Source organism: Helicobacteraceae bacterium, from assembly GCA_031258155.1.
Taxonomy (GTDB): domain Bacteria; phylum Campylobacterota; class Campylobacteria; order Campylobacterales; family SZUA-545; genus JAIRNH01.
Genome location: JAIRNH010000061.1, coordinates 1 through 12,736, shown reverse-complemented (window position 1 = coordinate 12,736; position 12,736 = coordinate 1). Strand labels below are relative to the sequence as shown.

Below are 12,736 nucleotides of genomic sequence, written 5' to 3'. Positions count from 1 at the left end.
CTTTTTTAAGAATAAATGAAGGAAAAACCCGATATATTTTCCTGTTTGCAATCTTTCAAACGAGAAAGGAATATAAATGATTGGAGAGAAAACGACTATTTCACGGCGCGAAGCGCTCAAGATCGCCGGCGTCGCGGGCGCGGCGTTGGCGTTTAGCCCCGCGATCGCGCCGACAAAAGCGTTAGCGGCAATCAACGCCAAAGGTAAAATCGTCGTTATCGGCGCCGGAGCGGCGGGCGTTTCGACCGCCGCGAAGCTATGCGAATTACTTGAAGAACCCGACGTTACGATTATCGACGATACGCAAACGCACCTATATCAACCCGCTTTTAGCCTGATTGCGGGCGGCGTGGTTAGCGCCGATTATTCAAAGCTGGACAACGCCGACTATATACCCAAAAAAGTAAAGTGGATCAAACAAAAGGCGCTCGCGCTTGATCCCGACGGCAAACTCGTAACGCTTTCTAGCGGCGAGACGGTAAGTTATGATTTTTTGGTTATAGCCGCGGGTATAGATTTGAACTACGAGGCGATCGACGGGTTAAATCGCTCTATGCTAGGCAAGGACGGCGTAGCCTCGATCTACGCTTACGAAGGCGCGACAGCCGCGTTTGGTCAGTTGCAAGAGTTGGCAAAGCAAAGCGAGCTAAACAAAGTTTCAGCGCTCTTTTGCGAAACGGCTACGCCGCTTAAATGCGGCGGCGCTCCTAAAAAGATCGCGTTTTTGGCGCAGGATTACATAAGGCGAAACGGCAAACGCGATAACGCGAATCTGACTCAAATGATGACGGGCGGCGCGTGGTTTGGCGTGAAAGCCTATGCGGAGGCGATCGAAAAACTCTATTACAAAAGAGAGATGTCGCACGAGTTCAAGAGCAAACTTATAAAAATCGACGCCAAACGGCGCGAGGCGACTTTCGCCGTAGCAAAACTAGTAAAGGACGAAGAGCTTGGCATTGAAGTGGAAAAGAGCGAAAATGTCGTAAAACCGTATGATTTTATTCACATCGTTCCAGACCAAAGCGGCGCGGCGGTTGTGGCGCAAAATCCAAAACTAGCCAATCCGTCGGGATTTTTGAAAGTAAATATCAAAACGCTTCAAAGCGAAACCTACCCAGAGATTTTTGGCGCGGGCGACATTGTGGCTACGCCGTTTGGCAAAACAGGCGGTAGCGTGCGCAAACACTACCAAATCGTCGCGCAAAATCTCGTCGACGTTATGCAAGGAAAAGCGCCAAGCCAACAGTATAACGGCTACACGGTTTGCCCGCTGATCACCAACTATGGCAGCGTGATGATGCTTGAGTTCGGCTACAAGGGCGCGGACGGATCGGACACGCTACTGCCTAGCGCCCCGCTAGACCCTACGCAAGAACGCTGGATGTGGTGGCTTCTTAAGACGCGCGCGCTTATGCCAATGTATAAAGCGATGTTGAAAGCAAGCGCGTAAATGGCGCGTTTTGTCGTCTGTCTTTCGCGCGGCGATCGCTTGATTGGCGGCGCGATACGCGATCGCCGACAAAAGGCGCGGCGGATGAAACAAATCGCGTTTGCCGAACGCGAAAGCGACAAGACGGCGCGCCGCCTCGCTACGCAAATTCGCCTGCCTGTAAAGCCGCGATTTGCGCGGGAAAATCGGCGTTGCCGCGCCGCCGTTTAATGATTTCAGATATTACAAGGAGTTAATAATGATCCGTAAAACCGTTTTTGCGACGGCGTTGTTATGCGGCGCTTACGCCGCCGAAAACGCAGAAATCGACGCGCTTAAAGCTGAAATAGCGCGCCTACGAAACGATCTTGGCGAGGTAAGAAAACAGAGCGCGCAGGATAATCTAAAGTTCGGCGTCGATCTGCGCTCTAGCGTAGATGTAATCCGCTATGAATTCGCGAACGGCGGCTCGGCCAAAAACAACGATCTGCTCTCTACGCGCCTTTGGCTTAATATGAAATATCAGCCGCAAAGCGCCGTCGCCTTTTTTGGTCAGTTATCCTATAACAAGCTATATGGCGATAGCGTAAATCACGCGCAGGGTAACGTCGCGCCGCAATACGGCGATTTTGACTGGATAGTTAATGAAAGCGCTTCGGACAATACGCTAAAGGTTCGGCAGGCGTATTTTCTATATAACGGCTCGATCGGCGAAAACCTTCCATATACGGCGAGTTTTGGTCGCCGTCCTTCCACGGGCGGTTTGCCGCTACACTACCGCGAGGACGACGCGCCGCAATCGCCGCTTAGTCAGGCGATCAACGTTGAGTTCGACGGCGCTAGCTTTCAGTTTAGGCTCGACAAGCTAACGGGCGTTGACGGCATGTACGCCAAACTATGTTTGGGGCGCGGGCTAACAAACGCAAAGCCGCGCTTTAGCCAAGACGGCGCGGATTACGCGAGCGACAAAACTCAATCGCATAGAGACAATATCGATATGTTCGGCGTAATTTTTCAACCGTATTACGACGGGCAATATCGCGTGATAACGCAACTTGCGCGAGGGACAAACCTTATCGGCTACGAGCTTGACGCTTCTGGCGCGCCCAAAAGCGGCTTTCGCGATTTTGGCGCGATCAACATCGCTTCCGTCGCCTATGTTCAAGAGGGCGTAGGCGAGTTTATAAACGATTTTCTGGATAAAACCAAGTTTTTCGTCGCTTACTCGGCAAGCCAAAGCGACCCTAGCGGCGATCGTAAAATGCTCGGCTCTAACGACGCCAAAACAGGACAAAGCGTCTATGTCGGAGCGCAGATTCCCGCATTCTGGTCTGAACGCGGCTCGATCGGGGCGGAGTTTAACTACGGCGATAAGTATTGGCGCGGTTTCACATACGGCGAAGATACGGCGATCGGCTCGAAAATGGCGGCGCGCGGCAAGGCGTACGAGATTTACTATACGCAACCGATCGCGGGCGAGATACTTAGTTTCCAAGCGCGTTATACCTATATCGATTACGACTACTCTGGGTCTAACGCCTTTTTTGGAGAAGAGGGCGCGCCGATAAAAATTAAAAATCAACCAAACCTCGTCGATAAGGCGAGCGATCTGCGGTTTTATATCCGCTACAAATACTAGCAAGGAGTTTAAGATGAAAAGGAATGTATGCGTAATCGACCGATCGGCTCGAATACTTTTAGGCTTAGCGATCGGCGTAATTACCCTGTTGAACGCTTTTGGTCCGTATCTCTCATGGGTTTTATGCGCGATCGGGCTTATTATGATCGTTACGGGCGCGATTGGCGTGTGTCCGCTTTATAGCTTTGTAAAATTTGCGACGCGGCGTTGCGCGGACAAACGCGGAGAAAACTGCCGCCGCGATTGTTGCGGCGCGGACGCAAACAAGTAGCGCTCAAAATGGACAGACGACGTTTTTTCAAAACGGCGGCGATCGGCGCGCTCTCGTGCGCCGCGCTCGCGCCTTCGGACGCGAAAGCGGCGAGCCAACCGCGCCGCGAACAAGGATCGATTATCGATCTAACGCTATGCGACGGGTGCGCGAAACTACCCGCGCCCGCGTGCGTCGGCGCGTGCCGCGAAAAGAACGCCGATAGGTTTCCTCGCCCAGACCCAAAATATCTGATAGATTACTGGCCCCAAAAGCGTCATGAGGACTGGTCGGGCAAACGCGACGTAATAAACCGTTTAACGCCGTATAATTGGACGTATGTCGAGAAAATCGAAGCGGCGGGGCAAACGATCTATCTGCCGCGCCGCTGTATGCACTGCGACGATCCCGCCTGTCAAAAGCTGTGTCCCTTCGGCGTGATCGGCAAATCCAAAGAGGGCGCGGTCGGCATAGACGCTAATTTTTGCATGGGCGGAAGCAAATGTCGCGACGTATGCCCTTGGAATATCCCGCAACGGCAGGCGGGAGTCGGTATATACACAAAGATCGCGCCTAAACTTATGGGCGGCGGCTCGATGTATAAATGCGATATGTGCGCCGATTCGCTGGCAAACGATCAAAAACCCGCGTGCGAGTCGGCGTGTCCTAAAAACGCGATTATGTTTGGCGATAAAGCCGATATGAAACTAGAGGCAAAACGGCGCGCCGAAGCGATCGGCGGATATATCTACGGCGTTAACGAAGGCGGCGGAACCGCGACCTTTTATGTTTCAAAGATTCCCTTCGAGGAGATCGACGCGGCGATCGCGGCTAAAAAGGGCGGCGACAAAGCGCACGGTCGCCCGCAAATGCCCGTAGGCGTTGAAAGCAAGTTAAAAGGCGCGGACGCTCTATTCGCCGCGGCGTTAATCGCGCCGATCGCGGCTGCGGCAAGCGCGGCGATCGCGGTATATAAAGGAGGCAAGCGTGATTAAACGCCAAAGTCTTTCAAACAGGATTGTTCATTGGACTATCGCGGTAAGCGTTTTTGGATTGATCTTTAGCGGCATAGGGCAGTTGCCCGCATACAAACGCTATAAGCTCGCCGATCTAAGCGCTATGGCATGGACGGCGGATTACCAAATTACGCTGTGGATTCACTATGTTTTTGCGATCGCGCTACTTGCCGCCGTCGCTTATCATATAACCGCTCATGGTTTGCGACGCGAGTTTGACATACTGCCAAAAAAAGGCGATTTCAAGGCTTCGCTACAGGTTATTTGGGCGATGATACGCTCTAAAGAGGAGCCGCCAAGCGGCAAATATCTGCCCGAACAACGGCTGGCTTACGGTTTTATCGCCTTTGCGCTGTTATTGCTTATCGTTACGGGGCTAATCAAAATGGCGAAAAACGTCGCGGGTTGGAATATACCCGACGCGCTTCACCTCTGGACGGCGCAGCTACACAATCTAGGAATGATCCTAGTTATACTTGGGATCGTCGGACATTTGGCGGCGTTTTTGTTCAAGCCGAACCGCAAATTGCTAAGCGCGATGTTTAGCGGCAAGGTCGAAGCGGATTACGCGATCCATAGACACGCTCTTTGGCAAGAGGGAGTAAAGGAAGCCGCAAAACTTAAGGACGCGCGAGAATAAACAAATCGCCGCTACGTTTGCTTAACTAAGCGTTCGAAATGCGTGGGTAACATACAGACCCCCCCCCCAGATGTTGCGCTTGACTAGCGTTTGCCTAATTAAGCGTTCGGCGTTTTGGCGAAAATCGCCCGCTTGCCGATTACGATCGCTCGCGTCGTTTCTTGTTGGCAAGCGAAAGCGATTAAGCGCTTCGTCTTTTTGTCATTCCCGCGCAAGCGAGTATCTATAACAACAATCATTAAAGATGGGTACCCGCTTTCGCGGGTATGACGGGAAGCTGGCGATATAACGCGCATTGTCATACCCATGAAAACATTCGTCTCTTTGTCATTCCAGCGAAACGCCCGCGCGGGTAGGAGCGGTAAGGCGGTAGGAAGGCGGGAATCCGTTCTCATAAGGCTCGGAGAAATACGAAAATCTATATCTTTCACGCCTTCGGCGCGTCTGGATACCCGCTCGATTACGAAGCGCTTACGCTTCTATCGCTCCGCGCGGGTATGACGGGAGAGGGCGGTTGAAAGGCGCGCTTTTTACGCGGCGCGCTACGCTTGGCTTAACACTCGTGCGCGTAGCCAGTTTCAGGCTCGATGCAAACGCTCGCGCTCTCTTCGTTTTCGCCTTTTAGCGTTATCTTGCAGGTCCTAGTCAGCGCCTTTATTGTCTTAGCGCCCGCGTTATACGGTCTACCAATCTCGTCGAAAGCGATACTCCGGTTACAATTTGTGAATACAAGCGTTTCAACTCTCCAATACCATAACGCCATTTCTGGAGTTGCCCTAGGATCGGCGCTTTTGAGGGAGTCGTTGAAACCGCCGCTTAAAAGCCGCTTTGTAAGCGGGTCTTTCGCTAGTTCGCCCAGCGAAGGCGCGTTATTGGCGCCTTTGTCTTTGTCCGCGAAAATAGAATACGACCACCCGTTTGCTTTCCCGCCCGCGTATTCGGGAAATCCAGTGTTTTCAAATCTTAATCGCCATCTCCTAAAACGCCAGTTAGCGTCGGATGGATCGAATTTATCGTCCATCACGCCAAGATGTTGCGTGTAACGAATATGGAGGATAATTTGATCTCTAGCCAAAGCCAGCCTGTCGGGTTCTCGAAAGACGACTGTAGCGGTCATAGCCAAAATGCCGACGACCGCTACGATTATGATCGTCTCCGCTAAGGTAAAGCCCCCTAATCTATATCGCATTGCCCGCCTTTATTGTTGTTTCGTTACATAGCGTTTTTTGAGCGGTATATTTTGCCGATACCCTAATCTAAAAATGCGCGTAAGCGTGATTAAAAATTAAGCTAGATCGTCAAAATCGATCGTTTTTCGCATTTGGCGCGCGTAAAACCTTGCGAACGCTGGACAGGCGCGACGGACGAATATCGGCGATAGGAACTCGGCGGCTTTACGAGAGGCGGCGAATCTGATAAGGCGGCAAGAAACGGCGCTAAACGCGCAAAATGGGCTGAAAACTTACTTAAAAATAGAAGATTATCTTACATGATAATGTAACGGCGTTAATTCATTTTGCGGAGCTTTTGCGCGTAAGTCATCCTGAAAAAACGAAGGAGCTCCACAACCGAAAGAAAAGGGGCGTTAAGAATCCAAAAGCGCCAACGTCTCAAGAAGCGTCGAGTAGCGCCGCGCTAAATATTACGCCGCAGTCGCAAACGAGAACAAAAAAAACTTATCGCCGTCGTTATTGAAAAATACAAGGCTCTAACGAAAAATTGCCGTCGAGAAAGCATGCGATAAAAAGATCGCCGAATTGAACTAGCTTTCAGCGAGCAGGGCGACAGTCTCGTTTTCAAAAATCCCGATAATAATATCCAGCGTATTATTGACGGGTATTCAGTCCGGCATACCTTAAAAGAACGCGGCAAGAGGGTGGATAGCGATTGCTTCTGAAGATATAACGGGCTATATAGTCGTAAAAAGTCCCGACGTTAAAACAGGCATTCGTCAGCCAGCGAAGCGATTTTCGGTATTTCAAGCGTTATCTTGAGCTTCGAGCGATCTTCTGGCGCGATTAACTTTTTGCGCCTTGCTATTTTGCAATTTAAGGCTGCCTCTTCCCAATTCCAAAAATATACGAGCGCTTTAGCGTCCGTAAGGACTGCCGACGCAAACGATAGCGGATTAGACGCGGACGGCTAAGCCCGACTTACCGCGCTAACGAATCAACGCTTTTATTTCGGCTTCCGCCGTCCGCAACATTTATGCTTGATTTTAAACTGTTTGCTGTATAATTGTCGCCGCTTTATATTGTCGTCCGGAGGCAATCGCGAAATGCTAAAAACCCGTCCGAAACCCCAAATCTCTTTTTTGCTCTCCTTATGTCTTATCTTTTCTCAAGCGTTAGCTCCGCTACGCGCCGCGTCGATAGAGCTTGATCCAAATTCTAAGACTTCTCTCGATAAAGCGCAAAACGGCGTCGATCTTATACAGATAGCCAGACCAAACAACGACGGCGTTTCGCGCAACACCTATTCCAATTTCAACATAGACAAGCAAGGCGCGATATTCAACAACAGCGATCAGCTCGGCGTTTCAAAGCTGGGCGGCGCTCTTATGGCAAACCCAAACTTCCAAGCCAACGATCGCGCCTTAGTCATACTTAACGAAGTAACAAGCAATAAGCGAAGCGACTTAAAAGGCTACGCTGAAGTGTTTGGTTCTAAGGCCGAACTGATTATCGCCAATCCAAACGGCATAACTTGCGACGGTTGCGGATTTATCAACGCCTCTCGCGCTTCGCTAATCGTAGGCGGCTCTAAACCCGGCTTCGACGATTTGCGTTTCAATATGGGAGACAAAGAGCTGCTAATAGGCGCTTTGGGGCTTGACGCTAGAGAGTCCGACAGCGTAGATTTAGTCGCGAAAGTTCATCGCGTTACGGGCGAGATATTAGGATCAAAGCGGATAAATATATACGCTGGAAACGAGGAGTTTGATTACGCGACTAAGGCCATAACCTCTCTGTTAACGCAAACGTCGGACAACCAAATCGGTTTGGCCATCGACGCTTCGGCGCTAGGTTCTATGTATGCGGGATCGATTAAAATCGTCTCTACGGACGCGGGATTTGGCGTTAAAAGCGACGCGGCGTTGGTCGCTTTGGCGGACGATCTTGAGATCCTAGCGGACGGCTCGCTTCAACTTAAGGACGCTTACGCCGCTAAAACCGCCTTAATCGCCGCTACAGATACGCAAACCAACGGAACGCTGTACGCTAGCGATCTCGTTATAAACGCCGACTCGCTCGCGCATAGCGGGACGCTTCAAGCCAAAAACGTTCTCGCCCTTAGCGCCGAAACGATCGATAACGAGGGCGTTATCGTATCCGAAACCAAAACCGATATACGATCTGACGCGCTAAACAATGTTGGATCGATAGGATCTTTAGATCGGCTCTCAATCGCGACTCAAGCGCTAAACAATCGGGGCGTTATCGCGGCGGACGCAACCGTCGTATCGACCGATCGCTTAGAAAACGACGGCGGTATTTTGGCGGCGGACGCGTTGCTAGACGTAAGGGCGAATACCCACGATAATGCGGGCGAGTTTCGATCAAGCCGCGATCTGATCGTTTCGTTTGGAAGCGATCTCGCGATAGACGATAGAATCGGGATTAACGGCGGCAAGCGAAGCGTAATTGAATTAAGCGGAAATAATCTGGAGCTAAAAAGAGATTACGCCGCTTTAGGCTCGCTGTATATAAAAGGCGCGAATAAAATCGTCAACGACTCTTACGCGCTAGCCGCGAAAGAGGATCTGACGATCGACGCGCTGGCGCTTTACAACCAAAACAGAGCGGCGCTCTACTCCGAGGGCGATCTTTATCTAAACGCGGTCAATCTTTACAATACCGGCGATAGCGTTATATACGGGCGACAATCTCTGCGCGTAGATCGCGACGGCGAGCGCGCCGATCTTGTATTAAACGACGGATCGCGGATATTTAGCGGCGGCGGGTTATATATCGCGAGCTCCGATCTAATCAACCGATATTTAACCGGAGCGAACGCTTACGATCGCGTATATTCGACCCAATACATTCTCAATCAAACAAAAAGCGTTTATGCGGATGCGGCTACGTTAAACGAAAGCGAGCGATCGGTTATACGATCTAGCGAGGATATGGAGTTAAACGTCGGCTCTTTGACAAACAATCTTTCGTATATTCAAAGCGGCGGGGATATTTACGCGACAGGAGAAACGTTTGCCAACATTTCGCTTCCTCTTTATGCAAGCAAGTATATTGTAGGGGAGGTAACCAGAAGCAAAGAAGAAGAATATTGCAAAATCAAAATACCTGTTGTCGGATGCGTTCAGTACGGACATAGGACCAAAACGTGGCAAGAATACTTTCCGCTTGAAACCGTCGCTCAAACCGGTTCTATAAACTCCTATATTCAAGCGGCGGGGACTATTAGCGGCTCTATTTCCAATCTGGAAAACGGCGCGTCGTCGGACGTTTCGGATATTCCCGTCGTCTCGGATCTCTCTTTTGGCCAATACGCGGACAATATTCAATCAATCGCCGCTAACGAAGGCTTTGTGGATCCGCTCTCGTTAATTGGAGGCGACAAGGCGATCGAGCAAGGCGATCTAAACGCTCTATACGCGCTAAATCGTAATCAAACGGCGGATCGCAACTATTTAATCGAAAGTCGCGCGGCGTTTACGGACGTAGATAAACTGCTCGGCTCTTCGTATTTCTTTGATCGAATCGGCTACGTCCCCCAATCGGACGTTAAACGTTTGGGAGATAATCTCGTCGAACAGCGGTTGGTTTTAGACGCGATTGGAAGAGTGTCGCCCGATTATTTAGCTAGAGGAAGCGACGAGGAGATATTCAACGCGCTACTGGAAAACGGCGTGTCGGCGGCGTTGGCTTTGGAGCTTCAACCCGGCGTGTCGCTTGCCGACGAACAGATCGCCGTTTTAACCAACGATATTATCTGGTATGAGTTCGTTTATATAGGCGGACAGAGCGTCTTAGCGCCGAAGGTATATCTTGGCGAAGCCTCGCGCGGTCGTATCGCTATTGAAAACGGAGCTATCATAGAGGCTGACGTAGTAGATTTTTTTATAGCCGACGGGCTTTCCAATTCAGGCGTTATTAAAGCCGAAGATCGACTCTCGATCGCTTCCGACGGAACGATCGCCAACATAAACGGAACGATTAAATCCGGCGGCTCGCTTCGTTTAAGCGCCTCGGATATACTAAATCAAAGCTCCGTTAACCCGCTCGCATGGCTTTACGGCGTTTCCGATCCGCTCGCGTCGATATTAGGCGAAAACGTGTATCTTAGCGCAAACGGCGACATAAAAAACGTCGGAGGCTCTATAGCCTCGCGCGATTTGCTCTCAATCTCCGCGCAGGGCGACTATATAAATCAATCTACAACGAACTCTTTTGCGATCGGACAAGATCGCTACGAGGTAATTTCGCAAATAGCCTCCACTACGGCTGAAGGCGCTCTAAACGTTATGACGGGAGGTTCGATCATAGACGGCGCCGGAGCGATAAGCGCGGGCGGCGACGCGCGTCTGTCCGCGCAAGAGAGCGTTGTATTCGATTCCGTCGCGTTGCGCAACTCTCGCTTTTACGGTCAAAACGGCTATGCCGTTACCGAAAACTCTACAACCAACGAAACGTCGGCTTTGAATATAGGAGGCAATCTGCGTATAGAGGCAAACGACGACGCTTTGTTCTACGGAACGAAAGCGCTCGTAGGAGGCGACGTCGATCTGCAAGCCGGCTCGTTGTTAATAACGTCCGTAGCTAACGAAACTGATAAAACTTCCGTAAAATCCTCCTCGTCTAGTTCCATACTCGGTTCTTCCTCAAAAAAGACCGTTAAGAGCGAGCGTTCTTTGATTAACGACGGTTCCGAATGGAACGTAGGCGGATCTATGAACGCCGATATAGCCGACGGCGTTTTCGTTTACGGCTCTTTTATTAAAGCCGATCAAGAGGTCAATTTGATCGCCGGAGGCGACTTGGCGATCGTTTCGGCGGTGGATTCTCAATACGAACAAAGCGTTACGAAGAAAAAGAACGTCGTTGCCAAGAGCGGTTCCGATACGGGAAGCTATACGGAAAGTCTAGGCAAAGCCGGTATTTGGGCGAACGACGTCGCGCTAGACGCTAAAGGCGACATTATTATAAGCGCGGCGAATCTAAACGCCAAGAACAATTTGAACATAGGATCGATCGTCGTCGCTAAAGACGAAACCGGCTCGGCGCTCACAGACGCTAAAGGCGGCTATATATCGGAGGACGGGCGCTCGCTTGATAACCTTATCGTAAATAGCGTCGCCTTGCGCGACGAGTCGTGGGACGAGAGCTATTGGGGGTTAAGAGGCGCTCTGAAAACCGTTGTGGCGGGAGCGGCGTTTTACGCCGGCGCTTATGGCTTGGAGTTTGATATTACGACGGATCGCTCAAACTCCGAAAGACGATCGATCGTAGAACGCTCGTCCTCGAATCTCGCCGCCGATAATATTGCTTTGCGATCGGACGGAAACGTCGTTTTAGAGGCGGCTAATATACAGGCTATCGGGAGCGTATCTATAGCGGCGCTTAACGATATTACGATCGCCTCCGCCGCCGAAACCGCCCAAACAAGCGAATCTTCGTCGCGATCGGCGATTACGGGCGGCGGCGTAGAGGTTAGCTCTTCGCGCGCGAGCATAAGCGTTACGGGAACGCAAACGGATAAAAGCTATCAAACGCAAACATCGTTTGAAAAAGCCTCCGTTATTAACGCGGGCGCCATCGATATCGTTTCAGGCTCCGACGTTAACATATTAGGCTCGATCGTCGACGCCGCCAATACGCTCTCTATCGACGCCGCCAATAATATCAACATACTGTCCGCCGAAGAGATAGCCATAGTAAAAGAGGAGTTAAACGAGCTAAAAACCAAATTATCAATAGGCGTTGGCAACAGCTACAACGACGCTTATATCGCCGTCGCCAACCTGTCTGAAGCCGTAAAAGCCGTCGACGAAGCTAAAAGGGCTTACGACGAAGCCAAGCGCGATCCGCGAATTAACGCAAGCGACTTGAAATTCTATGAAACCAATATAGCCGTCGCCGTCGCCAATTTAGCCCAAGCTACGACGGCTGTCGCCGCCGCCGGAGCTAAAGCCGCCGCTTCTAGCGAAACCGGCGGCTTCTACGCCGACGCCTCTATGGAGGTTAAAGGAACGCAGACCGTTACGGAACAAACGCGGGTTTCAAATAAAGCCTCGTCGCTAAGCGCCGACGCTCTGTCGCTGAACGCCGGAGGCGATATAACCGTCGAAGGCTCCGTCCTAACGGCAAACCAAGCCGTTATCGCCGCAGTCGATAATATCAATATATCAGCCTCTAAAAACGCCGCCCAATCCTCAACCCAAACCAAAGAGGTAGAGGCTTCCGTCTCAGTAGGGACGGCTGGCGTCGGCGTTAGCGGAGGAGGCGGCTTCTCTATGGCTTCCGATCGTTCTAACTACTATCAAAACAGCCTTATACAAGTCGGCGATCTATCGCTTTATTCGGGAGGCGATACCGTAATCAAAGGCGCTTCGTTAATCGGAGACAATATATCCTTAACGGTTGGCGGCGACTTTAGCCTTATCTCTCTTCAAGACTCCTCTTTCGGATACTCCCAAGGCTCAAACGCCAATATTGGATCAAGCGGATCGTCCTCGCTAAGCGCAAACGCCGCTAAATACTCCGATAATTGGGTAAACAACCAAACCTCCATTATAGCCGCT

Annotated in this window: 7 protein-coding genes; 6 read left to right on the top strand and 1 reads right to left on the bottom strand. The window is 51.0% G+C overall.

Features of this window, described 5'->3' with window-relative positions; genetic code table 11:
* Positions 1 to 76 precede the first annotated feature (76 nt).
* From LBF86_08250 to LBF86_08230, 5 genes are all read left to right on the top strand, one after another.
* Complete coding sequence (locus tag LBF86_08250) at positions 77 to 1,450, top strand: FAD-dependent oxidoreductase (protein MDR0665490.1); 1,374 nt, start codon at positions 77 to 79, stop codon at positions 1,448 to 1,450.
* 238 nt (positions 1,451 to 1,688) lie between these two features.
* The gene (locus tag LBF86_08245; GenBank protein ID MDR0665489.1) at positions 1,689 to 3,068 is read left to right on the top strand and encodes a DUF3373 domain-containing protein; all 1,380 of its coding nucleotides are present in this window, start codon (positions 1,689 to 1,691) and stop codon (positions 3,066 to 3,068) included.
* Positions 3,069 to 3,081: 13 nt separating this feature from the next.
* Positions 3,082 to 3,339, top strand: a complete 258-nt coding sequence (locus LBF86_08240; GenBank protein ID MDR0665488.1) for a DUF2892 domain-containing protein — start codon at positions 3,082 to 3,084, stop codon at positions 3,337 to 3,339.
* Between the two features lie 8 nt (positions 3,340 to 3,347).
* The gene (locus LBF86_08235; GenBank protein MDR0665487.1) at positions 3,348 to 4,313 is read left to right on the top strand and encodes a 4Fe-4S dicluster domain-containing protein; all 966 of its coding nucleotides are present in this window, start codon (positions 3,348 to 3,350) and stop codon (positions 4,311 to 4,313) included.
* Positions 4,306 to 4,974, top strand: a complete 669-nt coding sequence (locus LBF86_08230; GenBank protein ID MDR0665486.1) for a cytochrome b/b6 domain-containing protein — start codon at positions 4,306 to 4,308, stop codon at positions 4,972 to 4,974. The genes LBF86_08235 and LBF86_08230 overlap by 8 nt, the downstream gene beginning before the upstream one ends.
* Positions 4,975 to 5,527: 553 nt before the next feature.
* Here LBF86_08230 and LBF86_08225 read toward each other — a convergent pair.
* Positions 5,528 to 6,163 carry a hypothetical protein gene (locus tag LBF86_08225; protein ID MDR0665485.1) on the bottom strand — a complete coding sequence of 212 codons (636 nt, stop codon included), beginning with the start codon at positions 6,161 to 6,163 and terminating at the stop codon, positions 5,528 to 5,530.
* A gap of 1,089 nt (positions 6,164 to 7,252) precedes the next feature.
* Between LBF86_08225 and LBF86_08220 the strand changes: the two genes are divergently transcribed.
* A partial coding sequence (locus LBF86_08220) for a hemagglutinin repeat-containing protein (GenBank protein MDR0665484.1) occupies positions 7,253 to 12,736 on the top strand: 5,484 nt, incomplete at its 3' end.